The 26363-nt window shown below is 69.9% G+C and carries 26 protein-coding genes; 11 read left to right on the forward strand and 15 right to left on the reverse strand.

The features are described from left to right. Positions 1-56: 56 nt before the first annotated feature. On the forward strand, positions 57-1082 hold the full coding sequence (gene fbaA, locus ASF68_RS04515) for a class II fructose-bisphosphate aldolase (protein ID WP_056007380.1): 1026 nt from the start codon (positions 57-59) through the stop codon (positions 1080-1082). A 62-nt stretch (positions 1083-1144) separates the two neighbouring features. On the opposite strand, the gene ASF68_RS04520 is transcribed toward fbaA, so the two are convergent. Both ASF68_RS04520 and ASF68_RS04525 read right to left on the reverse strand, forming a co-directional pair. Next, positions 1145-1747: a DUF6264 family protein gene (locus tag ASF68_RS04520; protein ID WP_056007383.1), complete on the reverse strand. Its 603-nt coding sequence runs from the start codon at positions 1745-1747 to the stop codon at positions 1145-1147. After that, complete coding sequence (locus ASF68_RS04525; RefSeq protein ID WP_056011366.1) at positions 1744-2775, reverse strand: 4-hydroxy-3-methylbut-2-enyl diphosphate reductase; 1032 nt, start codon at positions 2773-2775, stop codon at positions 1744-1746. The genes ASF68_RS04520 and ASF68_RS04525 overlap by 4 nt, the downstream gene beginning before the upstream one ends. Positions 2776-2909: 134 nt before the next feature. Here ASF68_RS04525 and xseA point away from each other — a divergent pair, with 134 nt between their 5' ends. The 5 genes from xseA to ASF68_RS04550 all read left to right on the forward strand — a co-directional run bounded on the left by xseA (position 2910) and on the right by ASF68_RS04550 (position 7216). Continuing rightward, entirely contained in the window at positions 2910-4169 is a 1260-nt protein-coding gene (gene xseA / locus ASF68_RS04530; RefSeq protein ID WP_056007386.1) for an exodeoxyribonuclease VII large subunit, read from the forward strand. A gap of 9 nt (positions 4170-4178) precedes the next feature. Next, complete coding sequence (locus ASF68_RS04535) at positions 4179-4415, forward strand: exodeoxyribonuclease VII small subunit (protein ID WP_056007389.1); 237 nt, start codon at positions 4179-4181, stop codon at positions 4413-4415. Then, positions 4412-5107: a DUF4245 domain-containing protein gene (locus tag ASF68_RS04540; protein ID WP_056007392.1), complete on the forward strand. Its 696-nt coding sequence runs from the start codon at positions 4412-4414 to the stop codon at positions 5105-5107. The genes ASF68_RS04535 and ASF68_RS04540 overlap by 4 nt, the downstream gene beginning before the upstream one ends. Then, positions 5104-5745, forward strand: coding sequence for a carbonic anhydrase (locus ASF68_RS04545; protein WP_056007395.1), 642 nt, complete (start codon positions 5104-5106; stop codon positions 5743-5745). Before ASF68_RS04540 ends, ASF68_RS04545 begins: the two co-directional genes overlap by 4 nt. A gap of 67 nt (positions 5746-5812) precedes the next feature. Further along, complete coding sequence (locus ASF68_RS04550) at positions 5813-7216, forward strand: aspartate ammonia-lyase (RefSeq protein WP_082455866.1); 1404 nt, start codon at positions 5813-5815, stop codon at positions 7214-7216. Positions 7217-7286: 70 nt separating this feature from the next. On the opposite strand, the gene ASF68_RS04555 is transcribed toward ASF68_RS04550, so the two are convergent. From ASF68_RS04555 to ASF68_RS04570, 4 genes are all read right to left on the reverse strand, one after another. Continuing rightward, positions 7287-7808: a prepilin peptidase gene (locus tag ASF68_RS04555; protein ID WP_056007398.1), complete on the reverse strand. Its 522-nt coding sequence runs from the start codon at positions 7806-7808 to the stop codon at positions 7287-7289. A gap of 167 nt (positions 7809-7975) precedes the next feature. Beyond that, the gene (locus ASF68_RS04560; RefSeq protein WP_235526753.1) at positions 7976-9379 is read right to left on the reverse strand and encodes a PhoH family protein; all 1404 of its coding nucleotides are present in this window, start codon (positions 9377-9379) and stop codon (positions 7976-7978) included. A gap of 221 nt (positions 9380-9600) precedes the next feature. Next, on the reverse strand, positions 9601-10767 hold the full coding sequence (locus tag ASF68_RS04565; protein ID WP_082498485.1) for an aminotransferase class V-fold PLP-dependent enzyme: 1167 nt from the start codon (positions 10765-10767) through the stop codon (positions 9601-9603). Next, complete coding sequence (locus ASF68_RS04570) at positions 10764-11546, reverse strand: isoprenyl transferase (protein WP_056007401.1); 783 nt, start codon at positions 11544-11546, stop codon at positions 10764-10766. Before ASF68_RS04570 ends, ASF68_RS04565 begins: the two co-directional genes overlap by 4 nt. A 73-nt stretch (positions 11547-11619) precedes the next feature. On the opposite strand from ASF68_RS04570, the gene ASF68_RS04575 reads away from it, so the two are divergent. Continuing rightward, positions 11620-12336 carry a hemolysin III family protein gene (locus ASF68_RS04575; RefSeq protein ID WP_056007403.1) on the forward strand — a complete coding sequence of 239 codons (717 nt, stop codon included), beginning with the start codon at positions 11620-11622 and terminating at the stop codon, positions 12334-12336. A 45-nt stretch (positions 12337-12381) separates the two neighbouring features. Here the strand turns inward: ASF68_RS04575 and ASF68_RS04580 are convergent, their stop codons facing one another. Together ASF68_RS04580 and mca are read right to left on the reverse strand one after the other, a co-directional pair. Further along, positions 12382-12702, reverse strand: coding sequence for a hypothetical protein (locus ASF68_RS04580; RefSeq protein WP_056007406.1), 321 nt, complete (start codon positions 12700-12702; stop codon positions 12382-12384). After that, positions 12699-13574: a mycothiol conjugate amidase Mca gene (gene mca / locus ASF68_RS04585; protein ID WP_056007409.1), complete on the reverse strand. Its 876-nt coding sequence runs from the start codon at positions 13572-13574 to the stop codon at positions 12699-12701. The genes ASF68_RS04580 and mca overlap by 4 nt, the downstream gene beginning before the upstream one ends. Before the next feature lie 167 nt (positions 13575-13741). Here mca and ASF68_RS04590 point away from each other — a divergent pair, with 167 nt between their 5' ends. Further along, on the forward strand, positions 13742-14221 hold the full coding sequence (locus tag ASF68_RS04590; RefSeq protein ID WP_056007411.1) for a DUF4307 domain-containing protein: 480 nt from the start codon (positions 13742-13744) through the stop codon (positions 14219-14221). Positions 14222-14373: 152 nt separating this feature from the next. After that, positions 14374-14865, forward strand: coding sequence for a transcription elongation factor GreA (gene greA, locus ASF68_RS04595; RefSeq protein ID WP_235526754.1), 492 nt, complete (start codon positions 14374-14376; stop codon positions 14863-14865). A 92-nt stretch (positions 14866-14957) separates the two neighbouring features. Here the strand turns inward: greA and ilvA are convergent, their stop codons facing one another. Continuing rightward, positions 14958-16214, reverse strand: coding sequence for a threonine ammonia-lyase (ilvA, locus tag ASF68_RS04600; RefSeq protein ID WP_056007416.1), 1257 nt, complete (start codon positions 16212-16214; stop codon positions 14958-14960). Next, positions 16211-17533 (reverse strand): AI-2E family transporter, encoded by a 1323-nt coding sequence (locus tag ASF68_RS04605; protein WP_082455870.1) that lies wholly within the window; start codon positions 17531-17533, stop codon positions 16211-16213. The genes ilvA and ASF68_RS04605 overlap by 4 nt, the downstream gene beginning before the upstream one ends. 107 nt (positions 17534-17640) lie before the next feature. Between ASF68_RS04605 and ASF68_RS04610 the strand changes: the two genes are divergently transcribed. Both ASF68_RS04610 and ASF68_RS04615 read left to right on the forward strand, forming a co-directional pair. After that, positions 17641-18915: a winged helix-turn-helix domain-containing protein gene (locus ASF68_RS04610; protein WP_056007421.1), complete on the forward strand. Its 1275-nt coding sequence runs from the start codon at positions 17641-17643 to the stop codon at positions 18913-18915. A gap of 109 nt (positions 18916-19024) precedes the next feature. Then, on the forward strand, positions 19025-20575 hold the full coding sequence (locus ASF68_RS04615) for a hypothetical protein (RefSeq protein WP_056007424.1): 1551 nt from the start codon (positions 19025-19027) through the stop codon (positions 20573-20575). A 155-nt stretch (positions 20576-20730) separates the two neighbouring features. Here the strand turns inward: ASF68_RS04615 and ASF68_RS04620 are convergent, their stop codons facing one another. The 5 genes from ASF68_RS04620 to ASF68_RS04640 form a co-directional block, all read right to left on the reverse strand. Next, a complete protein-coding gene (locus ASF68_RS04620; RefSeq protein ID WP_056007427.1) occupies positions 20731-21615 on the reverse strand; it encodes a M48 family metalloprotease in 885 nt (294 codons plus the stop codon). Between the two features lie 18 nt (positions 21616-21633). Next, the gene (locus tag ASF68_RS04625) at positions 21634-22200 is read right to left on the reverse strand and encodes a LemA family protein (protein WP_056007430.1); all 567 of its coding nucleotides are present in this window, start codon (positions 22198-22200) and stop codon (positions 21634-21636) included. Between the two features lie 132 nt (positions 22201-22332). Further along, on the reverse strand, positions 22333-23646 hold the full coding sequence (locus ASF68_RS04630; protein ID WP_369796475.1) for a D-arabinono-1,4-lactone oxidase: 1314 nt from the start codon (positions 23644-23646) through the stop codon (positions 22333-22335). Next, on the reverse strand, positions 23643-24887 hold the full coding sequence (locus tag ASF68_RS04635) for an alanine racemase (protein WP_082455871.1): 1245 nt from the start codon (positions 24885-24887) through the stop codon (positions 23643-23645). Before ASF68_RS04635 ends, ASF68_RS04630 begins: the two co-directional genes overlap by 4 nt. Continuing rightward, on the reverse strand, positions 24887-26131 hold the full coding sequence (locus ASF68_RS04640) for an MFS transporter (protein ID WP_056007436.1): 1245 nt from the start codon (positions 26129-26131) through the stop codon (positions 24887-24889). The genes ASF68_RS04635 and ASF68_RS04640 overlap by 1 nt, the downstream gene beginning before the upstream one ends. Between the last annotated feature and the right edge of the window lie 232 nt (positions 26132-26363).

Genomic DNA, 26363 nt, shown 5'->3' on the forward strand with positions numbered 1-26363 from the left:
CGCGCGGCCCGATTCACTAGACTTCTAGGCGAATCGTCCCCACGCAAGGAGAAGACATGCCCGTCGCCACCCCGGAACAGTACGCAGCGATGCTCGACAAGGCGAAGTCGAACGGGTTCGCGTACCCCGCGTTCAACGTCTCGAGCAGCCAGACCATCAACTCCGTCCTGCAGGGCCTCACCGAGGCCGGTTCCGACGGCATCATCCAGGTGACCACGGGCGGCGCCGACTACTTCGCCGGCCACACGGTCAAGAACCGCGCAGCGGGCGCCATCGCCTTCGCCAAGTTCGCCACCGAGGTCGCCAAGAACTACCCGGTCACGGTCGCGCTCCACACCGACCACTGCCCGAAGGATGCGCTCGACGGCTTCGTCATGCCGCTCATCGCCGCCTCCGAGGAGGAGGTCAAGGCCGGCCGCAACCCGATCTTCCAGTCCCACATGTGGGACGGCTCGGCGGTCCCGCTCACCGAGAACCTCGAGATCGCGACCGAGATGCTCAAGCGCACCAAGGCCATCAACGCCATCCTCGAGGTCGAGATCGGCGTCGTCGGCGGCGAGGAGGACGGTGTCAGCCACGACATCAACGAGCACCTGTACACGACGCTCGACGACGCGATCGCGACCGTCGAGGCGCTCGGTCTCGGCGAGCAGGGCCGCTACATGGCCGCCCTCACCTTCGGCAACGTCCACGGCGTCTACAAGCCCGGCAACGTCAAGCTCCAGCCCGAACTGCTGAAGACCATCCAGGACGGTCTCACCGCGAAGTACGGCCACGGCCCGAAGCCCCTCGACCTCGTCTTCCACGGCGGATCGGGTTCGACCGACGCCGAGATCGCCGAGGCCGTCGCGAACGGTGTCGTCAAGATGAACATCGACACCGACACGCAGTACGCGTTCACCCGCTCGATCGCCGGCTACATGCTCTCCAACTACGAGGGTGTGCTGAAGGTCGACGGCGAGGTCGGCAACAAGAAGCTCTACGACCCGCGCGCCTGGGGCAAGGTCGCCGAGTCGGCCATGGCCGCTCGCGTCGCCGAGGCGACGAAGCAGCTCGGCTCGTACGGCACCAGCACCTCCTAGCAGTCGCACCACGAGAACGGGCCCGGCATCGCTGCCGGGCCCGTTCTTCGTGTGGTGCGCGACTACGGCTGCTGCGAGCGGACGTACTCCATGAACGCGGGGTCGGCGCCCATGGCGATGGCCAGGCAGATCACCACGACGATGTTCGCGGCGACGCCGGCGACGAGCGGGATCCAGAACGTCAGTCGTCCGGCGCGCAGCGAGCGCCCGGAGAGGATGATCGCTCCGACCCACAGGGCGATCTGGAGGCCGAGCGCCAAGACGCCCATGGCACTCGCCAGGCCGTCGGACGAGTAGCCGGAGACACCCATCTGCACGAGCGCCGGGCGGATGAGACCGGGGAGGTCCAGCAGCCCCGGCATCATCACGATGAGGCTGACGAGGCCGAGACCGAGCAGGATCGACGTCGCGAGTCGGTCGCCGGTCACCGGTCGTCGAGGGGTCCGTCCGGTGGATGGAGCCGGAGCCGTCACCGGGGCCGCGTCGGTCGTGTGACGGGTCTGTTCACGCAGGGTCGGCTGCGCCGGCCCGTGATCCGCCGGGACGACGGGTGCCACACCGAGCTCTTCGGCTCGCTGGGCGTCGATCGGCTCGGCGATGCTCGCGCGTTGTTCCTCGGGAGTCGCGTACTCGCCGAACTGCGGACGGGGGCGGGGTTCGCTCATGTTCTGCGCCCTCCCAGGGCGCGCGGATCGGTCGTGCCCGCAAGGTCTTTGCGGAGCTCCTTCGGCAGGGAGAACATGAGGTCCTCCTCGGCCGTCTTGACTTCCTGCACGGTGCCGTAGCCGGCGCCCGCGAGCTCTTCGAGCACTTCGTCCACGAGGACCTCCGGCACGGAGGCACCGCTCGTCACGCCGACCGTGCCGACGCCTTCGAGCCAGGCCTGCTGGATCTCGTGCGCGTAGTCGACGCGGTAGGCGGCCTTCGCGCCGTACTCGAGCGCCACCTCGACGAGGCGGACCGAGTTCGAGGAGTTCGCCGATCCCACCACGATCACGAGGTCGGCGTCCTGCGCGACCTTCTTGATCGCCACCTGGCGGTTCTGGGTCGCGTAGCAGATGTCGTCGCTCGGCGGATCCTGGAGCTTCGGGAAGCGCTCACGCAGGCGTCGGACCGTCTCCATGGTCTCGTCCACCGACAGCGTCGTCTGCGACAACCAGACGACCTTCTCGGGGTCGGCGACGACGAGTCCGTCCACGGCCTCCGGGCTGGTCACGAGGGTGACGTGGTCGGGTGCCTCGCCGGCGGTGCCCTCGACCTCTTCGTGCCCCTCGTGTCCGATGAGCAGGATCTCGTAGTCGTCGCGAGCGAAGCGCACGGCCTCCCGGTGCACCTTGGTGACGAGCGGGCAGGTCGCGTCGATCGCGAGCAGGCCGCGCTCGGCTGCGGCGTCGACGACGGCGGGCGAGACCCCGTGCGCGCTGAACACGATGTGCGCACCGGAGGGGACCTCGTCGACCTCCTCGACGAAGACCGCACCCTGGGCCTCGAGCTGATCGACGACGTGGACGTTGTGGACGATCTGCTTCCGGACGTACACGGGCGCACCGTAGTGCTCGAGCGCCTTCTCGACGGCGATCACGGCTCGGTCGACACCCGCGCAGTAGCCGCGCGGGGCGGCGAGCAGCACGCGCTTCTCACCGGCGACCGGGAGGTCGACGAGGCGTCCGGCGACGCGTCGGAGCCTCGGCATGCCGAGGCCGATGGCTGGGGCGTCGCGGAGATCGGTCACGAGTGGATTCTACGCGGCAGCGCTCGGGAGTCGGCCGTGAGCGGACCGCCGCCGCCCGGCCGCGTCCCGTCGGTGCCCGCGGCTAGGCTGGAGGGATGAGCGATGCACCGGCCACGATGGAAGCCCCCTGGCCGGTCGCGCTCCTCGGAACGAAGCTCCGCGACTACATCGACCGCCTCGGCACGGTCTGGGTCGAGGGCGAGCTGACCCAGTGGGGCGCCTCGGGCGGCAACGTCTACGGCAAGCTGAAGGACCTCGAGGTCGACGCGACCGTCGGCTTCACCATCTGGTCGTCCGTTCGGGCGAAGATCCCTGCCGACCTCAAGCAGGGCGACCACGTGGTCGCGCTCGTCAAGCCGAACTACTGGCTCAAGGGCGGCACCCTCACCATGCAGGTGATGGCGATGAAGCACGTCGGGATCGGCGACCTCCTCGAGCGCCTCGAGCGGCTGCGGCGTCAGCTCGCCGACGAAGGGCTCTTCGACGCGTCCCGGAAGCGCGCCCTCCCCTTCCTGCCGCAGTGCATCGGCCTCGTGACCGGCAAGGACTCCGACGCCGAGAAGGACGTCCTGCGGAACGCGGAGCTGCGCTGGCCGTCGGTCCGGTTCCGTGTCGTCCACGCCGCGGTCCAGGGCGACCGCACGCCGGGCGAGGTGGTGAGCGCCCTGCAGACCCTCGACGCCGATCCAGAGGTCGACGTGATCATCGTCGCTCGCGGCGGCGGCGACTTCCAGAACCTCCTCGGCTTCAGCGACGAGCGGGTGGTCCGGGCGGCCGCCGCGTGCAGCACCCCGCTCGTGAGTGCGATCGGCCACGAGGCCGACCGCCCCCTGCTCGACGACGTGGCCGACCTCCGGGCCTCCACGCCCACGGACGCCGCCAAACGGGTCGTCCCCGACGTCGCGGAGGAGTTCGCCCGAGTGCAGCAGGCACGCACCAGGCTCTCGTCCCGCGTGACGTCGATGATCGGTCACGAGATCGACCGACTCGCCACCCTCCGGACGCGTCCAGCCCTCGCCGACCCGTCGTGGATCGTCGACTCCCGAGCCGACGAGCTCACCCGCACCGTCGCGCGCGGCGCGGAGCTGGTCGACCGCGCCGTCGAGCGCGCCCAGCGGGAGGTCACGGAGCTCCGCGCCCACCTCCGCGCCCTGTCGCCGCAGCGGACGCTCGATCGCGGGTACGCCATCGTCCAGCGGGCCGACCCGCAGGGGGACGTGCCCGGCGGCGCGGTCATCCGTGCCGACGGCGACGCCCCGGCGGGCACCGAACTCCTCATCACCCTCGCCTCCGGCGCGATCGGCGCCGCCAGCACCGGCCCGGCCACGGCTGCCGTCGTGACCGACGACGAATAGGATGGAAGCATGCCAACCCCCTCCGATGTCCAGGAGCTCAGCTATGAGCAGGCACGCGACGAACTCGTGCGTGTCGTGTCCGAGCTGGAACAGGGCTCGGCCTCGCTCGAGGACTCCCTCCGGCTCTGGGAACGCGGCGAACAGCTCGCCCAACGCTGCGAGGAATGGTTGATCGGCGCGAAGGCCCGGCTGGACGCCGCCCGCGCGGCACAGCTCGGATCCGCACCGACGGACGCGCCACGGTGAAGGACACCAAGCCCCCTCGCGTCGTGGCCGAGCTCGGCCGCCCGGAGACGCCGCAGGAGACCGCCGACCGCAAGGCCGAGAACTCCCGGCTCTACCGATCCCGCAAGACCGTCAACAACCTCGTCCTCTCGCTCCTGGCCACGGTCGGGCTCGTCGTCGTGATCGTGCTCGCCGTCCCCCGCGGTGAAGCACCGGAGCGTCCGACCGTCGACTACGCGCAGCTCGCCGGCCAGGCACAGCCCGACCTCCCGGTCCCGCTGCTCACGCCGGAACTCGGCGACGAGTGGGGCAGCAACTACGCGGAGGTGCGCACCGGCAGCTCGCCCGTCGCCGGCACCCCCGACATCCGCTCCTGGAACGTCGGCCTGATCTCCCCCGACGACGAGTTCGTCGGCCTCGTGCAGGGCGTCGACGCGAACGACACCTGGCTGGTGGCCGAACTGGACGACGCCCGCCCGACCGGCACCGTCACGATCGACGGCGTCGACTGGGTCGAATACGCGAACGGCAGCGGTGCCGAGGACGGCAACGTCGGCTACGCCCTCTCGACCGTCGCCGGGCGCAGCACCATCGCCGTGTTCGGCACCGCGAAGCCCGAGTACGTCCTCGACGTCGCACGCTCCGTGCGCGCCGGGGTCACCGCCAACCTCGACGCCCCATCGGGCGCCCCTGCAGAAACGGACTCAGAATGACCCAGAAGCGCCCCGGTGCCGTCTGGCGCGAGATGCAGCGCGGCAACGCGCGGTTCGTCGCCGGACAGCCAGCCCACCCCCGCCAGGACGTCGAGCGTCGAGCGACCCTCGCGCACTCGCAGGCTCCGGAGGCCGTCATCTTCGGGTGCTCGGACTCCCGTCTCGCTGCTGAGATCATCTTCGACAAGGGCCTCGGCGACCTCTTCGTGGTCCGCAACGCCGGCCAGATCGTCTCCGACTCGGTGCTCGGCACCCTCGAGTACGCGGTCGGCGTCCTGGAGGTCCCGCTCATCCTCGTGCTGGCTCACGACGAGTGCGGTGCGGTCCGTGCGGCGATCGACTCGCAGATCGAGGACGCCGTCCCGCTGCCGCCCTACATCGACCAGCTGATCCAGCAGATCGTCCCCGCCGTGAGTGCGGTCGCCGGCCCGGCGCCGATCGACGCCGCCTCGGTCGACACCTCCGAAGTCGGACGACGCCACCTCCGCCGTACCGTCATGGAGGTCGTCTCACGCTCCGAGCTCATCAGCGACGCCGTGGCCGCCGGGACGGTCGCGATCATCGGCGCGAACTACAAGCTCCTCGAGGGCACCGCCGTGGCCGACATCGTGATCGGCGACGTCACCGTCCCCGAATGACCTCCACCGCGCCGGCCGACCGGTCGAGCGCAGCACCGACGCAATCGCACGAAGGAGAACGAACAGCGTGGTAGACACCTCAGCAACCGAGTACCGCATCGAACACGACACCATGGGTGAGGTGCGGGTCCCCGCGAACGCGCTCTACGGTGCGCAGACGCAGCGGGCCGTCGAGAACTTCCCGATCTCGGGCAGCGGACTCGAGTCGGCGCAGATCGCCTCGCTGGCACGGATCAAGAAGTCCGCGGCACTCGCCAACGCGAAGCTCGGCGTCCTCGACCAGGGTGTCGCCGACGCGATCGCCGCTGCGGCCGACGAGGTCATCACCGGCGCGCACGACGCGCAGTTCCCGGTCGACACCTACCAGACCGGCAGCGGCACCTCCTCGAACATGAACATGAACGAGGTCCTGGCGACGCTCGCGAGTGCGCGTCTCGGAAGCCCCGTGCACCCCAACGACCACGTCAACGCCTCGCAGTCCTCCAACGACGTGTTCCCGACCTCGGTGCACATCGCGGTGACGAGCGCGCTCATCGACGACCTGATCCCCGCGCTCGACCACCTCGCCGTGTCGCTCGAGCGCAAGGCCGAGCTCTGGAAGACCGCCGTGAAGCCCGGCCGGACGCACCTCATGGACGCCACCCCGGTGACGCTCGGCCAGGAGTTCGGCGGATACGCCCGCCAGATGCGCCTCGGGATCGAGCGCGTCCGCACGGCGCTCCCCCGCGTCGCCGAGGTTCCGCTCGGCGGCACCGCGACGGGCACCGGCATCAACACGCCGAAGGGCTTCCCGCAGCTCGTGATCGAGCTGCTGGCGCAGGAGACCGAGCTGCCCATCACCGAGGCCCAGGACCACTTCGAGGCCCAGGGCGCTCGCGACGGACTCGTCGACGCCTCCGGTGCCCTCCGCGTCATCGCCGTGAGCCTCACGAAGATCTGCAACGACCTCCGCTGGATGGGTTCCGGGCCGAACACCGGCCTCGGCGAACTCCACATCCCCGACCTCCAGCCGGGCTCCTCGATCATGCCCGGCAAGGTCAACCCCGTGATCCCCGAAGCCGTCCTCATGGTCGGCGCCCGGGTGATCGGGAACGACGCGACCATCGCCTGGGCCGGTGCCTCCGGTTCCTTCGAACTCAACGTCGCGATCCCCGTCATGGGGACGGCGCTCCTCGAGAGCATTCGACTCCTGTCGAACGCCACGCGGGTCCTCGCCGACAAGACCGTCGACGGCCTCGAGGCGAACCTTGACCGCGCGGCAGCCCTCGCCGGCTCCTCGCCGTCGATCGTGACCCCGCTCAACAAGATCATCGGGTACGAGTCGGCAGCGAAGATCGCGAAGCACTCGGTCGCGAAGGGCCTGACCGTCCGCGAGGCCGTCGTCGACCTCGGCTTCGTCGAGCGCGGCGAGATCACCGAGGAGCAGTTGGACACCGCCCTCGACGTCCTCTCGATGACGCACCCGGGCTGAGTCTCGACGCTTCGCGCAGACCCACCGTGTCGGCCCCGGATCCCCTCGGATCCGGGGCCGTTCCGTCGCCCTAACCGGTGATGACGAGCAGGGCGACCGCACTCCAGCAGCCGAGCAGGAGGAAGGGTCCGAACGGGATCCTCGTCCTCCAGCCGGCCGAACCACCGGTGGACCGCGTGGCGACCACGACGATCGCGCCGACGACCCCGGCGGAGCAGATCGACACCACGGCGAACGGCAGCACCGCCGTCATCCCGAAGCACCCCACCGTCACACCGAGCAGGGCACCGAGCTTGACATCGCCCATGCCGAGGCCGCCGAAGGCTGCGCACGCGTACAACGCTCCACCGACGAGCAAGCCTGCGAGGAGCGGCTCAGTGGGCATCCGCCCGACGACCAGCGCGTCGAAGATGCCGAGCGGAACGGCGACCGCGAGCGCCGGCAGCACGATGCGGTTCGGCAGACGATGCTCGGCGAGGTCGATGCGGACGAGTGGCGGCGTGATGCAGGCGAGCCACACCAGCAGGACCGCCACCGGGCGGAGGTGCAGCCCCTCACTCGCCACCGTGCCGGCGATGAGCACTGCGGCCATCGGGACCATCCATACGGCCGAGGAAAGCCTGCGGCGCGAGCGAGGACGGCTCCTCGGACGTGTCGGCATGCCGTCAGGATAGGTCGGCCGCCGCCACCGCCGCGGGAGTTCTCCACAGCCCCGGGTGGAGCCGAGGTCGACCGACCCCGACTCCGCCCGGGCCAGGACTAGGCGAGCTCGTTGCCCTCGAGCATCTCCGTGACCAGCGCCGCGATCGCCGAGCGCTCGGAGCGCGTCAGCGTCACGTGGGCGAACAGCGGGTGTCCCTTGAGCGTCTCGATCACCGACGCGACCCCGTCGTGGCGCCCGACCCGGAGGTTGTCGCGCTGCGCGACGTCGTGCGTGAGCACCACCCGGGAGTTCTGCCCGATCCGGCTGAGCACCGTCAGCAGGACGTTGCGCTCGAGCGACTGCGCCTCGTCGACGATCACGAATGCGTCGTGCAGCGATCGACCACGGATGTGGGTCAGCGGGAGCACCTCGAGGATGCCCCGCTCCACGACCTCGTCCAGGACGTTCTGCGACACGACGGCGCCGAGGGTGTCGAAGATGGCCTGTCCCCAGGGGTTCATCTTCTCGCCCTGGTCGCCGGGCAGGTACCCGAGCTCCTGACCACCGACCGCGTACAGCGGGCGGAACACCATGATCTTCTTGTGCGCCTGGCGTTCGAGGACCGCTTCGAGACCCGCGCAGAGGGCGAGCGCGGACTTCCCCGTCCCTGCTCGACCTCCCAGCGACAGGATCCCGATCTCGGGGTCGAGCAACAGGTCGATCGCGAGGCGCTGCTCGGCCGAGCGACCGTGGAGGCCGAAGACGTCGCGGTCGCCCCGGACGAGCTTGTAGCTGCGCTCGCCGGTCACCCGCCCGAGCGCCGACCCGCGATCCGAGTGGATGACGAGTCCGGTGTTGACGGGCATGTCCTCGACGAGCGGGGTGGTCCCCTCCTCGCGCTCGTACAGGACGCTCATGTCGTCGGCGCCGAGGGTGATCTCGGACATCCCCGTCCAACCGGAGTCGACCGCCAACTCCGCGCGGTACTCCTCCGCCTGCAGGCCGATGGACGCCGCCTTGACCCGGAGCGGCAGGTCTTTGGAGACGACCGTGACGGCCAGGCCGTCGTTGGCGAGGTTCAGGGCCACCGCGAGGATGCGTGAGTCGTTGTCGCCCAGCTGGAGCCCCGACGGCAGAGCCGCCATGCTCGAGTGGTTGAGCTCGACGCGCAACGACCCGCCGTCACCGACGGGGATCGGGAAGTCGAGCCGCTCGTGCTCGATCCGCAGCTCGTCGAGGATGCGGAGCGCCTGACGCGCGAAGTACCCGATCTCCGGGTCGTTGCGCTTGCCCTCCAGCTCGCTGATGACCACGACCGGGATGACGACGGCGTGCTCGGCGAAGCGGAAGAGCGCCTTCGGGTCCGACAGCAGCACGGAGGTGTCGAGCACGTAGGTGATCTCGGCCTGCGCCTGACCACCTCCGCTCGCCGTGCGGTCTGCGGGTCGTCGGCGTGTGTCCGTCGACGCGGTCCGCGTCTCGGTGTCGGCTGACGTGTTCTGGATGTCTCGCGAGGCCACAACCACTCCCACCCCGAGCAACTGATGCTCGGATCACTGTGCGAAACGGCCGCCTGCAGGGTTTCGAGCCGAACTTGTGTGGCCGTCTCGACCGGGCTCCATGCCCGATGAGATGAACGTACGTCCGGCCACCGACATCGATGCGACGACACGCCCCGTGTCCTGTTACGGGGAGGTGAACAGATGGGGGTCGCCCGACGAACCGGGGGTGGAGCGGCGGATCAGTAGCTCGCCGCGGTCGCGAACGACACCAGTGCCCCGCGGAGCAGCTCCAGCGTCTCGCGCGTGGTGCCGGCGTGCACGCTGAGCCGCACGGTCGTGCCGCGCGTGGTCGCGGTGACGCCGTGGTTCGCCAGCGACGTCGACAGGGTCTCGAGGACCGCCTCCTCGGGCTCCAACGCGACGATCCCGGCTCGTTCACGCTCGTCGCGCGAGGTGAGCACGGGGATGCCGAACTCGTCGGCCAGCTCGATGACCTCGCTCACGAGTCCGGCGATCGTGCTCTGGACGACCGGTGTGCCCACGGCCAGGGTGGCCTCCAGGGATGCGCCGAAGCGTGCAGCCGCGAGGGGGTCGGCCCGGGTGATCGAGTACGCGCTCGCAGTCCGGCTCGGTTCCGGGGTCGCGCTGAACGGCCAGGGTTCGTCCGTTCCGGTGACCCCGGAGAGGACGGGCTCGAGACGGTCCAGGGCCCGATCGCTCATGGCGAGGAACCCGGTGCCCCACCCGGCCCGCATCCACTTCTGTCCGCCGCTGGCGACGACGTCGGCCGCCTCGAACGGCGCGTCGACGACGCCGAAGCCCTGGATGGCGTCGACGATCAGCAGACGGTCCCCGATCACCTCGCGGATCGCGTGCAGGTCGGCCAGGAACCCCGTCCGGTAGTCGACGAGGCTGACGGCGACCGCGGTCACCTCGTCGTCGAGCTGCGCGCGGATGCGGTCCGGGGTCACGTGGCCGCGATCGGTCTCCAACCAGCGCGGGGTGAGGACGCCCCGGTGCTGCGACGCCCGCTCAGCCGCCAACGGGAGCGAGGGGTACTCGGCCGCAGAGAGGAGGACGACGCCGCGCAGGCCGAACATCGTGTGGACGAGGCCCTGCGAGGTGTTCGGCTGGGCGACGATCTGATCGGACCGGAACCCCGTGAGCGCACCGACGGCGGCGCGCATCCGCGCGTCCGTCGCGTCGACGTCGACGAGCCCGCCGAACGCCGCCTGACCGAGCACCTCGTTCCACCGGGCGGCCTCGGCTCCGGCGCTCCGGGACAGCGGCCCGACGCTGCCGTAGTTGAGGTAGCCGGTGTCCTCGCCGAAGTCGCCCTGGAAGGCGGACAGACGGTCGTCGGCGTCACCCGGGTCCGCGGTCTGCTCGTCGGGGTTCCGGTTCATCCGCCGAACCGCCGCTGCCGCCTGGAGAAGTCGCGGAGGGCACGCAGGAAGTCGACCTCTCGGAGGTCGGGACCGAGCGCCTCGACGAAGTAGAACTCACTGTGCGCGCTCTGCCACAGCATGAAGTCGCTCATCCGCTGCTCCCCGCTCGTGCGGATCACGAGGTCCGGGTCGGGCTGGCCACCCGTGTAGAGGTGCTCACCGATGAGGTCGGGGGTGAGCAGGGCAGCGAGGTCCTCGAGACTTCTGCCCTCGAGGTGGTGCTTGGCGACGATCGCCCGCATGGCGTCGACGATCTCCGTCCGTCCGCCGTACCCGACGGCGAGGTTGATGTGCATCCCCGCGCGATCGGCGGTGCGCTCCTCGGCGCTCTCGAGCGCGGTGCGCAGCGATTCGGGGAGCCCCGCGCTCGACCCGACGTGCTTCACCCGCCAGTCGCGGTAGTGGGACAGTCCCTCGGCCAGATCGGCGATGATGTCGACGAGGTCGTCGAGTTCGTCCGGGGCCCGGTTCACGAGGTTGTCGCTCGAGAGCAGGTACAGGGTGACGACACCGATGCCGAGGTCGTCGCACCAGGTGAGGAACTCGCGCATCTTCGCTGCACCGGCGCGGTGACCGTGGGCCGCCGTCTCGTAGCCGAGCTGCTTGGCCCACCGCCGGTTGCCGTCGATGATCATCGCGACATGGTGCGGCAGTGTCTGCGGACTGAACGTCTTCCGCAGGCGTCTCGCGTAGAGGCCGTACAGGAAGCCGTCCACCGGTGCGGAATGCCTCGTCATCACCCTGCAACGCTAGTGCAGTTTCCTCCGCTGCTCCCAGGAGGAGTTCCGCACCACCCCGTATCCTGAGCACATGACGACCGGAGAGCCCGAGCTGCCGAACCTGCCCTTGCTCGAGGTCGCCGCCGTCGACGCCGCCACACCGGACGAGGTCAAACCGAGCTGGCGCGGCTGGCTCCACGCCGGGATCTTCCCCATCTCCATCATCGCCGGGATCGTGCTCGTGACGCTGGCGCAGGGTGCTGCGGCGAAGTGGAGTTCGACGGTGTTCGTGCTCACGTCGATGCTGTTGTTCGGCAACTCGGCGTTGTACCACCGGTTCTCCTGGCGGCCCCGCGTGAAGCTGCTCCTCAAGCGGATCGACCACGCCAACATCTTCCTGCTGATCGCCGGTACCTACACCCCGCTCGCGGTCCTCGCCCTCCCTCCGGAGCAGGGAACGCTCCTGCTCGTCCTCGTGTGGGGTGGCGCGCTCCTCGGCATCGGGTTCCGAGTGTTCTGGATCGGTGCTCCGCGCTGGCTCTACGTCCCGCTCTACCTCGCGCTCGGGTGGGGCGCAGTCGCCTACCTCGGCGAGATCGCGAACAGCAACGTCGCGACGATGGTGCTCATCGCGACCGGCGGGCTGTTCTACACGGTCGGGGCGATCATGTACGCCATGAAGCGGCCGAACCCCTGGCCCGGGCGGTTCGGGTTCCACGAACTGTTCCACCTGTGCACGGTGCTCGCGTTCCTGTGCCACTGGAGCGGCATCCTGCTGATCGCGATCGACCCGGTGTACCACCGCTGATCATCGTCGCGTCGGGCGCACGCCCGACGGTGCGACACCGTCGGCTCAGCGGCGCGGGTCGTCCGGCTTCCGGAGGGGATCGGTCGAGCCGCCATCGGGGGCGATCGGACCGTCAGCGCCGTCGGCGCGTGCCGCATCCCGCTCGGCGACCTCCGCCTGGAGGCGCTCGTCGATCTCGGCACGGTAGTTGACCCGGCGAACACGGCGCACCATGTCGATCACGAGGAAGACCACGATGCCGGCGATGGCGAAGGTGATGACGAAGCCCCAGGGCCCCGGCGTCACCTGGTTCTCGTCGAACTGCGGTGAGGGTGACGGCGACGGCGTGACCGCCAGGACGAGCTCGGTGAGCAGGTGGTGCATCATGCGGTTCCTTCACTGGTGTCGACGCCGTCGAACAGCTCCGACTCTGGGGTGGCCGACGCGACGTGCGAGGTGACCAGCTGGTAGTCCTCGAACGGCCACGCGGCGCGCAGGACGTCGTTCGGCCAGAAGAAGAACGGTGAGTCCGGCGGCACCTGGCTGCCATGGGCCCGGAGCGCGTCGTCGCGTGCCTCGAAGAAGTCGCCGACACGCACGTGCGTCGTGGCGAGGTCCGGCCGACCGGCCATCCACTCGCGCATCTCCGCCAGTCGCTCGACCGCCGGGTCGTCGGGGTGGTGCTCGAGGAGATAGGCGTACACCGCCTCGAGCCTGGCCGGGCTGAACGAGCGGTCGTAGTAGAGCTTGTCCACGCGCCAGGGCTCGCCGGCCTCCGGGTAGCGGTCGGCGTCGGCCGCGGCGTCGAACGCGGCGACGCTCACCTCGTGGCACCGGATGTGGTCTGGGTGCGGATACCCGCCGTTCTCGTCGTAGGTGACGATGACCTGCGGACGGAACGACCGGACGATCCGCACGAGCACGCCGGTCGAGACCTCGAGCGGGATGTCGGCGAAGCTCGCCGGCGGGACCGTGCCGTCGTCGCGGGCCATGCCGCTGTCCTGGTAGCCGAGCCAGCGGTGCTCGATGTCGAGGATCTCCTGAGCCGCGGCCATCTCGAGGCGGCGGTACCCGGGGAGGTCGCGCTCGATCATCGCGACGTCGGCGAGTCCGGGGTTCTGGAGGTCGCCGCGTTCGCCTCCTGTGCAGCTCACGACCATGACCTCGGCGCCGAGGCTGCGGTAGTACGCGAGCGTCGCGGCCCCCTTGCTCGACTCGTCGTCGGGGTGGGCGTGCACCGCGAGCAGTCTCATGGTCATGGTGCTCCGCCTTCCGGCTGATCTCCGCGAGGAACGGCCTCGCGACTCGTGACGTGGCGACGCGGTCGGGACGCCGCATCCAGGAAGAGGCAATACGCTTGAGGTGTCGACCTCGAGCCGTCTCGCGCTCCTGGTCAAGCTTAACCGTTCGAACCGGAGCCCGTGACGTGACCCCCTCCCCTCGGAACGCCGCCCCGCACGCGGCCGACTCCCAGGACACCGCACCGCCGTCGGCGGTCCTCCCGGACGCCATCGCGGCCCGGTACGGACGCACGTCCCGGAACCGGGCTCGGGACCGCCGCCTGATCTGGTCCGCCGCGGCCGCGTTCGCCGTCGTCTTCGTCGCCTGGGTCGTCTGGGCGGGCCTCGACGGCAGCCGCCCGAGCATCGAGTCGCGCAACACCGCGCACGAGATCGTCGACGACACCCTCGTCAGCGTCTCCTTCGAGGTGACCGGCCCGCAGGACACCCCGATGGCCTGCTCGGTGCAGGCGCTCAACGAGCAGTTCGCGGTGGTCGGCTGGAAGGTCGTCGAACTGCCGCCGTCGGAGCAGCGCACCCGGAACCTCACCGAACTCGTCCGCACGACGGAGCTCAGCAACACCGGCGTCGTCGACACCTGCTGGGTGGTCGAGGACGGTTCCTGACCCGGAGCACCCCGGGCCGCGCCGCACTCCTGCGGCGATCGTGCGATACTCGATGGACGTACTTCTCACGCCCCGGCATTCCGCCGGGGCGTCTGGCATATGACAGGCGTTTCGGCCGTCGTGTGCGACCCACCATGCAAAGGAGTTCCATCGTGTCCGAGCAGATCCAGGAGACGTTCCTCACCCAGCAGGCCTTCGACCGGCTGCAGGCAGAACTCGAGCACCTCAGCACCACGGGCCGCGAGGAGATCGCCAAGCGCATCGAAGCGGCTCGCGAGGAGGGCGACCTCAAGGAGAACGGCGGCTACCACGCCGCGAAGGACGAGCAGGGCAAGCAGGAGGCGCGCATCCGCACGCTCACGCAGATGCTGCGCGACGCCAAGGTGAGCGAGGCCCCCGAGTCGAACGGCGTCGTCGAGTCCGGCACCGTCATCAGCGCGGTCGTCGCGGGCGGCGAAGAGCGCTTCCTGCTCGGCAGCCGAGAGATCGCCGGCAACACCGACCTCGATGTCTACAGCGAGGGCAGCCCGCTCGGGGCGGCCATCCTCGGACTGAAGATCGGCGAGACGACCACCTACGAGGCGCCCAACGGCAAGGAGATCACCGTGTCGATCACCGCGGTGGAGACCTACACCGGTTCCTGATCCCGGCGGCCGCACCGCGGTCGCCCGGACGTGACGAAGGGCCCCACCGATGCGGTGGGGCCCTTCGTCGTCGAGCGTGGTGTCGTCCCGACTCAGTCGTCGACGATCTGCGGGTCGTAGCCCGCCTCACGGAGGGTCTGCACCACCAGGTCGCGGTGGTCGGGGCCGCGTGTCTCGATGCTGAGCTCGAGCTCGACGTCGCTGATCTGGAGTCCGTGGCCGTGCCGGGTGTGGAGCACCTCGATGACGTTGGCGTTCGCCTGCGCCACGAGTTCGGCCGTCCGCGCGAGCTGTCCGGGACGGTCGGGCAGTGGGATGCGGAGGGTCAGGTAGCGGTCAGAGGCGGCGAGCCCGTGGCTCACCACCCGCTGCAACAGGAGCGGGTCGATGTTCCCACCCGAGAGGATCGTGACCGTCGTCCCGGTCGGCTCGATCTTGCCGGCCAGGATCGCCGCGACCCCGGCCGCCCCGGCCGGCTCGACGACGAGTTTCGCGCGTTCGAGGAGGACGACGATCGCACGGGCCAGGTCGTCCTCGGAGACGGTGACGACCTCGTCGACGAGCGCGCTGATCATCTGGAAGTTCAACTCGCCGGGACGGGCCACGGCGATGCCGTCGGCGATCGTCGGCTGCACGGTGATGGTCGTCGGCGTGCCCGCCTCCAGGGACACCGGGTACGCGGCGGCGTTGGCCGCCTGCACGCCGATCACCCGGATGGTGCGACCTTCCAGGGCCGCCCGCTGCTTCATGACGCCGGCCACGCCGGAGATGAGGCCGCCGCCGCCGATCGGGACGATGACCGTCTCGACGTCGGGCACCTCCTCGAGGATCTCGAGGCCGAGCGTGCCCTGCCCCGTGATGACGTCGGGGTGGTCGAACGGCGGGATGAGGATCGCACCCGTCTCCGCGGCGAACTCGGCGGCGGCGATGAGCGGTTCGGCGACCGTGTGGCCGCGCAGGATGACGTGGGCACCGTAGTCGCGGGTGGCGGCGAGCTTGGGCAGCGGGACCCCGACCGGCATGAAGATGGTCGCGGCGATGCCGAGCTCGCGCGCGGCGAATGCGACTCCCTGCGCGTGGTTGCCGGCGGAGGCCGCGACCACGCCCCGAGCGCGTTCCTCCGGCGTCAGGCTCGACATGCGGTTGTACGCGCCACGGATCTTGTAGGAGCCGGTGCGCTGGAGGTTCTCGCACTTCAGATGCACCGGGACGCCGAGGACGTCGGCGAGGTAGCGGGAGCTCTCCATCGGGGTGCGTTGGACGGTGCCGACGAGGGTGTCCCTGGCACGCTCGAACGCGGCGAGCGACGGGCCGGGGATCACAGGTGCGGTGGTCGTTGAATCGGTCATGGTGTGCGGGGTCCTGGACTTTCTGGGGACGGGGTCGCTGGGAGGTCGTCGCTGGGGTGCTGGGGCTCCTGATCGGCTGGGCGATCCTTGGGCTCGTGGGACGAGCGGGAGCCCGGACGGATTCGCCTGGGGCTCGGGACGGTCTGCCAGATGGCGCCGTCGGCGTCCGGCTCCGGTGGAGCGGTGCCGCCGGTCCGCCAGGTGCCGCTGGCGATGGTGTGGACCATCACGTTGATCACGGCCACCACGGGTACGGCGAACAACGCGCCGGGGATGCCCGCGACGAGCGTGCCGCCGGCCACCGCGAGCACCACGGCCAGGGGGTGCACCTTCACCGCGGTGCCCATGATCAGTGGCTGGAGGACATGCCCTTCGAGCTGCTGCACGAGGAGGACGACACCCAGCATCAGCAGGGCGATCAACGGTCCGTTGTAGACGAGTGCGAGGAACACCGCGACGGCCCCGGTGACGACGGCGCCGACGATCGGCACGAACGAACCCAGGAAGACGAGCACGGCGACCGGGATGGCGAGGGGGACCCCGAGGATGAACGCGCCGAGGCCGATGCCGACCGCGTCGATCGAGGCCACGAGGATCTGCGTGCGCACGTAGTTGCCGAGCGTCCGCCAGCCCGCGCGGCCCGCGCTGTCGACGGCGGGACGTGCCCGCTGCGGGAAGACGCGTACCGTCCAGCGCCAGATCGTCCGACCGTCGATGAGCATGAACAGCAGGCAGAAGAGGGTCAGGAAGACGCCCGTGGCGACGTGGCCGAGCGTCGAACCGATCGACAGCGCGCCGGAGAGGAGCACCTGGCCGTCCTGTTGGAGCGAGTCGAAGGCCTGGGCGATGAAGTCGTTGAGCTGCGCCTCGGTCACGTGCAACGGACTGGCGAGCAGGAAGGCCTTGAAGTCGCCGTAGGCGGTCATGGTGCGGGCCTGCACGGAAGCGAACTGCGAGGTGATCTGCGAGATGGCGAGGAAGATCAGTCCGCTGACCACGGAGAGCGTGCCGACCATCGCGAGCGCGATGGCGAGGCCCTTCGGCCAGCGATGCCGCACCAGGACGTCGACGACGGGCTTCAGCAGCGCCGAGACGAGGACGGCGATGAGCAGCGGGATGACGATGAGGCGGAGCTGCACGACGAGGAAGACGAGCAGTGCGACGACCGCGGCGACCAGGAGGATCCGCCAGGACCATGCTGCGGCCACGCGCATGCCGCGCGGAACACTGCTCGAGCCGCTCAGCTCGGGTTCGCGCACGGGCGTTGTCGCTTCGGGAAGGAAACGTCCCCACCAGGTCTTCGGAGTGTCGTCCGCCATTGCTCAAGTGTAGGGCTGGCACATGCCTGTCCGAGCATGCGGATGACGGGCTCTGTGCCCTCGTCGTGGGCCGCCCGGGTGTCGGCGGCCGGTGCTAGCGTCGGGCCGTGCCCGCTCCCCTCTCCCCTGCTCTCGCCCGACGGATCGCACTCGGTGCGCAAGGCCTCGGCGGGCCACCGCGCACGTCCCCGGCCGGGACCCGCACGCTCCGCTCCACGATCGACCGACTCGGCCTCCTGCAGATCGACTCCGTCAACGTCTTCGAGCGCAGTCACTACCTCCCGCTCTTCGCGCGGCTGGGCGGGTACGACAAGGCCCTCCTCGACCGCCTGACCCTCGCGGCCGACTCGCCCTATCTGGAGTACTGGGCGCACGAGGCGGCGTTCATCCCCCGCGAGTCGTGGCCGTTGTTCCGTTGGCGGATGGAGGCGAACCGCGCGAAGCATGCGGGCGACGACACCACCTGGGCGAGCCAGAACCCGGAGATGTTGGACTGGGTGCGAGCCCTGCTGCGCGCCGAGGGGCCGTTGAAGGCGAGCGAGATCGAACACGACGCGAACGTCCGACGCGGACCCTGGTGGGGATGGTCCGACGTGAAGCGGGCGTTGGAGGTGCTGTTCCTCTACGGCGAGGTCGTCACGGCCGGTCGCGATCGATTCGAGCGCCGGTACGCGCTCGCCGAGCAGGTGCTGCCGCAGCACCTCCTCGACGTGGACGTCGCCCGGCCCGACGCGATCCGCGCGCTCGTCGAACAGGCCGCGGCGGCGCAGGGCGTCGCGACCCTCGCCGACCTGGCGGACTACTTCCGGATCAAGCCGCAGACCGCGGTCCGCCTTGCGGTCGACGAGCTCGTGGACGTCGGCGTCCTCGAGCCGGTCTCCGTCGCCGGTTGGGAACGACGCGGCGGGCCGCAGGAGGCCTGGATCCACCGCGACGCCCGACGACCGCGACGCATCGAGGGGGCTGCGCTCCTCAGCCCGTTCGACCCGGTCGTCTGGTTCCGCGAACGCGCACTGAGGATGTTCGGACTCCACTACCGGATCGAGATCTACACGCCGGAGCCCAAGCGCGTCTACGGGTACTACGTCCTGCCGGTCCTGATCGACGGCGAGATCGTCGCGCGCGTCGATCTGAAGAGCGACCGCCAGGCGGGGGTCCTCCGTGTCCAGTCCGCGTGGTTCGAGCGTGGGCATGAGGATGACGTCGCCCGGGGGCTCCGTCCCATCGCCGACGACGCGATCGCGGGGCGCCTCGCGGGGTTGCTCGAGCAGACGGCCCACTGGCAGGGACTCGACGCCGTGGTCGTCGTCGATCGAGGGACGCTCGCGGCTCCCCTGGCCCATGCGGTCGGCACCACGCTCGTCTCCCGTCCACCCGCGTAGGCATGGGCACTACTCCCCATGCTCAGGGGGCGCAATCACTCTCAGGGGATGCACACCGACTGCTAAGTTGATGAGCACCTTCATGGTCCGAAACGAGGGGAACCCGCCCATGAGCAACGACGACACCACACCCGCACAACCCGGCCGACCGAACCCGGACGAGCAGCCGAACCAGCCGTACCAGGGGCAGCAGCAGCAGTCCCCGTACCAGCAGGGTCAGCAGCCGTCCGACAACCCGTACCAGTCGGGCCAGCAGCAGACGCCGAACCCCTACCAGCAGGGCCAGCAGATGCCGCAGAACCCCTACCAGTCGGGCCAGCAGCAGACGCCGAACCAGGCACCTCCGGCTCCGTACGGCCAGCAGCCGACCGGCGGCCACAACCCGTACCAGCAGGGCCAGCAGCAGACCGGCGCGCAGAACCCGTACCAGCAGGGCCAGCAGGGCCAGCAGGGCCAGCAGCCGAACGGCCAGTACGCGACGGCGCAGAACCCCTACGCGACGGGCGCGCCCAAGCAGCCGATGGATCCGAAGCAGAAGAAGCGGATCATCATGTGGTCGTCGATCGCCGGTGGAGCGCTCGTCCTCATCGCAGCGGCAGCCATCACGATCGGTGTCTTGAACACCACGGCCTTCGGACCGCAGGCGAAGGTCGAGGAGTACCTCAAGGCCATCGCCGCGGGTGACGCCAAGCTCGCCAACAGCCTCGTGGCCCCCGACCCCTCGATCGTCGGCAGCACGGACGACGCCACGGCGGAGCCCGAAGCCACGAAGGAACCTGAAGCCACCCCCGACCCCGACGAGTCGGCAGCCCCCGACGATGACGCTGACGCTGACGCCGATGCTGCAGCTCCCACCGCGGTGAAGCCGACGGCGCTGCTCACGAACGAGGTCCTCAAGGCCGCGGACGAGCGCATCAAGGACCCGAAGGTCGGCCGCGTCTACAACCGCAACGGCGAGGCTCGCGTGCAGGTCACGTACGAGCTCGGCGGCAAGAAGTACGAGGACACGGTCACGCTCGAGAGCGAAGGCAAGCAGTTCCTGTTCTTCGACCAGTGGAAGCTCGCGAGCTCGCTCGTCGGCAGCATCAGCGTGTACACCGGTCTCGGCGGCACCGCGTTCAGCGTCAACGGCGTCAACTTCGACGGTGCGGCTGACGCAAGCCTCTTCGCTTACCCGGCCGTGTACACGATCGCGCCGCCGGAGAGCAAGTTCCTGCAGGGCGACGCGCAGACCATCACCCTGACCTCGTACACCGCCGGCGAAGGTTCGGCCTTCGTCGACATCGACGTGACGGCCACGGAGGCGCTCACCACCGAGGTGACCAAGCAGGTCGTCGCCATGATCGAGAAGTGCCTCGGCGCGACCACGCTCGACACCGAGTGCGGTGTCATGCCCGACTGGCAGCAGAAGCAGTTCTCGAGCGTCGGTCCGGTCACGTGGACGCTCACCTCTCCCCCGACCGTCGAGGTCGATGAGAGCGGTTCGTACTTCTACACCTCGGACGGCCGCATCGACGGCTCGTTCGACGCCTCCTGGTACGGTAGCGCCGTCACCGGGCAGCAGGTGTGGGACACGTACCTGAACTTCCCGGGCAAGATCACGATCGACGCCGATGACAAGGTCACGGTGACGTTCGACTCCGACGAGCAGACCGAATAACGGTCCTCGCCTGAACGCCGAATGGGGCGGCACCTCCGGGTGTCGCCCCATTCGTGTGTCCCGGTTCGAAACCCTGACCGGTCCAGACCGCGCCGACAGGAACCAGACGGTGCCCGCGAGAAACCCTCGGTGCCCCCGCGAACCCGACCTGCCCGTTAGAACCCGTCGCCGATGGTGCTGAGTCGCTTGATGCGCTCGACGAGCGGCGGGTGCGTGCTGAAGAGTCGGGCCACGGCCCCTGGCTTCAGCGGGTCGGCGATCCACAGGTGCGCCATGGACGAGTTCTGCTTCGCCATGGGTCGACCGTAGGCGGCCAGCTTGCCGAGCGCACTCGCGAGGGCCTCCGGGTGGCGGGTGGTGAGCGCGCCCGTCGCATCCGCGAGGTACTCGCGCTGCCGCGAGATGGACAACTGGACGAGCGTCGCGAGCAATGGCGCCACCAGCATGGCGACGATCCCGATGACGAGCATGACGGGGTTGCCGCCGTTGTTGTTGTTGCGGTTGCCGCCGCCCCAGATCGTCATCCGGAGGAGCATGTCCGAGAGGAACCCGATCGCGACCACGAGCCCGAAGACGACCATCGAGACGCGGATGTCGTAGTTGCGGACGTGGCCGAGTTCGTGCGCCATGACGCCCTCGAGCTCAGCGTCGTTGAGGATCTCGAGGAGGCCGGTGGTCGCGGCCACCATGGCGTGCTCCGGATCGCGTCCCGTCGCGAAGGCGTTCGGCGCCGGATCGACGATGAGGTAGACCTCGGGCATCGGTGTACCGGTGGTGATCGCGAGGTTCTCGACGATGCGGTACAGACGCGGGTGGTCGGCGAGCTCGATGCGTTGCGCGCCCGTCATCGCGATCGCCTGGCGGCCGGCGAAGAAGTACTGGATACAGGCGTACACGACGGCGACGACTAGGACGATGATCGTGATCGTGAGGTTCTGGTACAGGTATCCGGCCAGCCACCCGAGCCCGCCGATGATCGCCAGGAAGACGATGAAGATCAGGACGGTGTTGCGCTTGTTCCGCGCGATCGCTCGGTACACCGGACGGCGCTCAGGCGATCAGAACTGGACGCGCGGCGGTTCGGCGATCGCCGCGTTGTCGGTGACCTCGAAGAAGTCGCTCTCGGAGAAGCCGAGCCCCTTGGCGAAGAGGTTGTTCGGGAACACCTTGATCTTCGTGTTGAGCTCCCGGACGCCTCCGTTGTAGAAGCGACGCGAGGCCTGGATCTTGTCCTCGGTGTCGACGATCTCCGACTGCAGCTGCAGGAAGTTCTGGCTCGCCTGCAACTGCGGGTAGGCCTCGGCGACGGCGAAGATGCTCTTGAGCGCCTGCTGCATGTGCGTCTCAGCCTCGCTCACCGCGGCCGGCCCCTGGGCGGTCAACGTCTCGGCACGGGCCTTCGTCACGTTCTCGAACACCGCCTTCTCGTGGGCGGCGTAGCCCTTCACCGCCTCGATGAGGTTCGGGATGAGGTCGGCGCGGCGCTTCAGCTGCACCGTGATGTCGCTCCAAGCCTCCTCGACGCGGACGTTCAGCGTCACGAGCGAGTTGTACGTCACCCAGAAGTAGATGCCGACGATGACGACCAGGGCGACGACGATGAGGACTGGGATCAGCCATTCCATGAGGATGGGCTCCTTGCGAATCGATGGAGAGCGGGTGTGTCTATTCTATCCGCGAGGCGCGGCAACCCTTGGGGACTTCGCAGGAAGCACGCAGCCGCCATGCAGCCAGCGCCTGCGGGCCCCGCTCCGGCGTCACTCGCCGAGGACGCGCGTGAGGTACGGGTTGCCGAACACCCGGCCCGGGTCGAGACGGTCGCGAAGGGCGAGGAAGTCGTCGAAATGCGGGTACACGCCCCGGAGGGACGAGGCGTCGCGAGCATGCAGCTTGCCCCAGTGCGGCCGACCCCCGAGCTCCGTCATGATCGCCTCCACGGCCCGGAAGTACTCCCCCGGATCCTCGCGGAAGAACCGGTGGACGGCGACATAGCCGGTCGCCCGGCCCGAGGCCGTGGACAGCCAGAGTTCGTCGGATGCCGCGACCCGCACCTCGATCGGGAACGAGATCCGCCACCCGCGTTCCTCGATGAGGGCTCGAACCCTCGCGAAGGCGGTCGGCAGCTGCTCGAGCGGGACGGCGTACTCCATTTCGACGAACCGCACCGTCCTGCTGGTCGTGAACACCGCCGTCGACCGGTCGACGAACTCCCGATCACCGACGAGCCGGTCGGCGAGTCGATTCACCCCCGGGACGATGGCGGGCGCCACGGTGCCGACGTTGCAGAGCACGCGGTACACCCCGTTCGCGAGCAGGGTGTCGTCGACCCACCGCTCGAGCGGCCGGAGTGGGCGCACCGCGGAATCACCCGGGAGTCGCACGTTCGTCTTCGTGAGGGCGGTCCCGGTGTGCGGGAACCAGTAGAACTCGAAGTGGTCGACGGCGGCGGCCCGAGCGAGCAACTCCGACAGCAGCCCGTCCAGCGGCTCGGGTCGCTCGACGGCATGCAGCACGAAAGCGGGGACGCACTGCAGGGTGACCTCGACCAGGATGCCCAGCGCTCCGAGACCGAGCGCCAGCGCCGGCAGCAGCGCGGTCTCCTGCTCGTCGTCGGCGGTCAGCAGCTCGCCGTCGGCGGTCACCAGTACCACGCCGACGACCTGCGTGGCGATCCCGCCGAAGGCCGATCCCGTCCCGTGCGTCCCCGTGGAGATCGCGCCGGCGATGGACTGCCGGTCGATGTCGCCGAGGTTGGGCATCGCGAGCCCGTAGGGTTCGAGCAGCCGCGGGACGTCGTGGAGGCGGGTCCCCGCCAGCAGGGTCACGCGGCCTCGCTCCCGGTCGACCCGCACCACCCCGGACAACGCGTCGAGTTCGAGCAGCACCCCGGGTGCCACGGCGATCCCGGTGAAACTGTGACCCGCACCGACGGCTTTGATCGGCAGGCCGGCACCGGCTGCCGCACGAATGAGGCGCTGCACCTCGACGATCGACGCCGGGCGTTCGACGCGCACCGGCCGCACCCGTTCGGTGCGCGCCCAGTTCGTCCACACACTCCGACCGCGCATCAGATGAACCCCCGGCCTTCACCGCGGTACGTCGGGAGGACGGCCTCGACCCCGTCGTCGCCGATCACGTGGAACGCGTCGACGCGCTCGCTGAGCTCGCCCGACTTGGTGTGTCGCAACCAGACACGGTCGCCGAGCCGCAGAGCCGCCGCCGCCGCGCCGGAGACCGGCGTCTGGACCTCCCCCGCCATCTCGCGCGGGAGCATCCGCAGGCCTTCGGGCCAGGCGATCACCGGGAGCCGGTCCAGCCCGGGTGGCCCGGAAGCCACCCAACCGCCACCGAGGACGGTCGCGAGTTCGGCCGACGGCTTGCGGACCACGGACAGGCCGAAGGCAGCTGCGGGAGCCGGCGTGAAGGCCCGGTAGTGGTCGAAGAGGTGGCCGCCGAAGACACCGCTGCCGGCGGCGATCTCCGTCACGGCGTCATCGGACGCGGTCAGTTCGAGCGACCCGGTCCCTCCGCCGTTCACGAACTCGAGGTCCGTCACCGCGCGCACCTCGGCGACGACGGCGGCACGCCGCTCCCGGAGCTCCGCCCACGATCGCCGTTGGATCGCGCGGAGGGCGGCCGACCAGGCAGGCCGACCGGCCAGGTCGTCGCCCTGCCCCGCGATCTGCGCCTCGTAGGCCATGACACCCACCAGCCGGAAGCCCGGCCGGCGGTCGACCACCTCAGCGAGCGCCCGGACCGCGTCGGGGGTGCGGAGCGGTGAGCGGCGGACGCCGATGTGGCCGAGCGCCGGCGTGCGGAAGGAGGCGTCGAGCTCGATGCAGACCCGGATCTCGGCGCGCCGCCCCGGTGGCACGACGCTGTCGACGAGGTCGAGGTGCTCGACCGAGTCGATCATGATGGTGACCCTCCGAGCCGCCCGTTCGTCGGCGCCGAGCCGGTCGATCGCGCCGCGTTCCGCGGTCGGGTACCCGACCACGACGTCGTCGACGGTCTCCGCGAGCCAGAGCGCCTCCGCCAGGGAGTACGCGAGGACGCCCTCGTAGCCGGGCTGGCGGAGGAGGGCGTCGATGACGCCGCGCACGCGGATCGACTTGCTGGCGATGCGGATGGGTTTGCCTGCGGCCCGCCGGAGCAGGTCGTGGGTGTTGTACCGGAGCGCCCCGAGGTGCAGGACGGCGGCGGGCGAGTCGACGTGGGCGACTGCGCGTTCGATGCCGCCCCAGTACCGCCTCGGGTCGAGCCACGGCGTCGGGTCGGTCACACGACCGCCCGCGGTCAGTTCGATGGACATCAGCGCACTCCTCTGACTCGGGTGACGGCGATCGCCCCGGCGACGGCACACGCCGCCGAGACGAGGTACAGCCCGGCGAATCCGCCGAGCCACGCGACGAGACCGGCGCCGATGAGCGGCGCGACCGCCTGCGGCACGGCCTGCGCGATGTTCATGATGCCGAGGTCCTTGCCGTGGGACGCGGGGTCCGGGAGCACCTGCGTGGCGAGCGCCTGGTCGACCGACATGAAGCAGCCGTAGCCGAGTCCGATCAACGCGGACGAGACGAAGCCCATCGGCAGCGACGGCCAGATCGCGAGCAGGAGCGCGGCGAGGGCCTGCGACACGGACGCGGCGACGACGAAGGCCCGGCGACGACCGAGCCGGTCGGAGAGGCGGCCGAGCAGGATCGAGGACGCGACCACGAACACGGTGTAGACGATCGTGACGAGCAGGAGGTCGGTCTCCGCGTCGGCGTCGCCGAGCCCGTACAGCAGGAAGTAGAAGAGCAGGGAGGTGCTGAACGCGTTGCCGAGGTTGACGAGCACGCGGCTGAGCATCGTCCAGGCGAAGTCCGGATGCCGGCGCGGTGAGACCCAGAGGCTCTCCACGAGCGTCCGCGGGGTGAGCGGCGCGGGCCGCTCCCCCGCCGGGATCGGGTCGGGCAGGCGGAGGAAGGGCACGACGAGCGCGACGAGGATCGCCGCGAGCGCGAGGTAGCCGACGAACGGCTGGGTGTCGAGGAGGAGGAGCAGGGCGATGCCGAGGATGACGCCGACGGCCTGGGGTGCCGAGATCCATCCGGAGACGAACCCGCGTCGCTCCACGGGGACCTGGTCGGAGATGGTCGCGGTGAGTGCCGCTCCGAGCACGCAGAAGCCGACGATAGCGAGGCACCAGCAGACGCCGATACCGACGACGTCGGTCTGCAGACCGAGCAGCACGAGTCCGAGGGCGAACAGGAGCGTCCCTGCGGCGATCCACGGTCGCCGCCGGCCGTACCGCGACCTGGTGCGGTCGGAGAGGGCGCCGGTCAGCGGGTAGACGACGATGGAGCAGAGCCCCGCGGCCCCCGCGACCAGGCCGAAGGCCACGACGCTGTCCACCCAGTGCTCGGGGGCGAGCCGGGCGTCGATCTGCGCCGGCAGCAGGAGCTGCAAGGGTGCGAGTTGGGCCATCCACACGCCCAACCAGGCGGCGGCGAACGCGGTGACCCAGCGACCGGTGATGCGTCGGCCCACCATGGCGGTACCCGTGCCGCTCATCGTCGTCGCGATTCGGCCTGGGGCTTGAGACCGGGCGTCCGCATGGCGGAGACACTCGGTGGCTCCTGCACCGCGGGGATCCTCGCCATGGCGACCCTTCCAGGTGCGCTCCCGGGTCGTACCGCTCCATCGCCACCGGCCCGCCTGGGGCAGACGACCCAGTCGGGCCAGTATGTCGGACGAGCGGTCGCGGCGCACCTGTCCGAGCCGGGCTCCGGTGCGGATCGCCCGG

The organism is Plantibacter sp. Leaf314 (assembly GCF_001423185.1).
In the GTDB taxonomy this organism is placed as follows: Bacteria; Actinomycetota; Actinomycetes; order Actinomycetales; family Microbacteriaceae; genus Plantibacter.

What these genes read in the sequence shown, in the direction of transcription:
- ASF68_RS04640 (WP_056007436.1), bottom strand. Translation starts at nt 26,131, where the DNA reads ATGAGCGGCACGGGTACCGCCATGGTGGGCCGACGCATCACCGGTCGC.
- ASF68_RS04580 (WP_056007406.1), bottom strand. Translation starts at nt 12,702, where the DNA reads ATGATGCACCACCTGCTCACCGAGCTCGTCCTGGCGGTCACGCCGTCG.
- ASF68_RS04575 (WP_056007403.1), top strand. Translation starts at nt 11,620, where the DNA reads ATGACGACCGGAGAGCCCGAGCTGCCGAACCTGCCCTTGCTCGAGGTC.
- xseA (WP_056007386.1), top strand. Translation starts at nt 2,910, where the DNA reads ATGAGCGATGCACCGGCCACGATGGAAGCCCCCTGGCCGGTCGCGCTC.
- ilvA (WP_056007416.1), bottom strand. Translation starts at nt 16,214, where the DNA reads ATGACCGATTCAACGACCACCGCACCTGTGATCCCCGGCCCGTCGCTC.
- ASF68_RS04525 (WP_056011366.1), bottom strand. Translation starts at nt 2,775, where the DNA reads ATGCCGAGGCTCCGACGCGTCGCCGGACGCCTCGTCGACCTCCCGGTC.
- ASF68_RS04615 (WP_056007424.1), top strand. Translation starts at nt 19,025, where the DNA reads ATGAGCAACGACGACACCACACCCGCACAACCCGGCCGACCGAACCCG.
- ASF68_RS04520 (WP_056007383.1), bottom strand. Translation starts at nt 1,747, where the DNA reads ATGAGCGAACCCCGCCCCCGTCCGCAGTTCGGCGAGTACGCGACTCCC.
- fbaA (WP_056007380.1), top strand. Translation starts at nt 57, where the DNA reads ATGCCCGTCGCCACCCCGGAACAGTACGCAGCGATGCTCGACAAGGCG.
- ASF68_RS04545 (WP_056007395.1), top strand. Translation starts at nt 5,104, where the DNA reads ATGACCCAGAAGCGCCCCGGTGCCGTCTGGCGCGAGATGCAGCGCGGC.
- mca (WP_056007409.1), bottom strand. Translation starts at nt 13,574, where the DNA reads ATGACCATGAGACTGCTCGCGGTGCACGCCCACCCCGACGACGAGTCG.
- ASF68_RS04570 (WP_056007401.1), bottom strand. Translation starts at nt 11,546, where the DNA reads ATGACGAGGCATTCCGCACCGGTGGACGGCTTCCTGTACGGCCTCTAC.
- ASF68_RS04565 (WP_082498485.1), bottom strand. Translation starts at nt 10,767, where the DNA reads ATGAACCGGAACCCCGACGAGCAGACCGCGGACCCGGGTGACGCCGAC.
- ASF68_RS04635 (WP_082455871.1), bottom strand. Translation starts at nt 24,887, where the DNA reads ATGTCCATCGAACTGACCGCGGGCGGTCGTGTGACCGACCCGACGCCG.
- ASF68_RS04535 (WP_056007389.1), top strand. Translation starts at nt 4,179, where the DNA reads ATGCCAACCCCCTCCGATGTCCAGGAGCTCAGCTATGAGCAGGCACGC.
- ASF68_RS04625 (WP_056007430.1), bottom strand. Translation starts at nt 22,200, where the DNA reads ATGGAATGGCTGATCCCAGTCCTCATCGTCGTCGCCCTGGTCGTCATC.
- ASF68_RS04605 (WP_082455870.1), bottom strand. Translation starts at nt 17,533, where the DNA reads ATGGCGGACGACACTCCGAAGACCTGGTGGGGACGTTTCCTTCCCGAA.
- ASF68_RS04555 (WP_056007398.1), bottom strand. Translation starts at nt 7,808, where the DNA reads ATGGCCGCAGTGCTCATCGCCGGCACGGTGGCGAGTGAGGGGCTGCAC.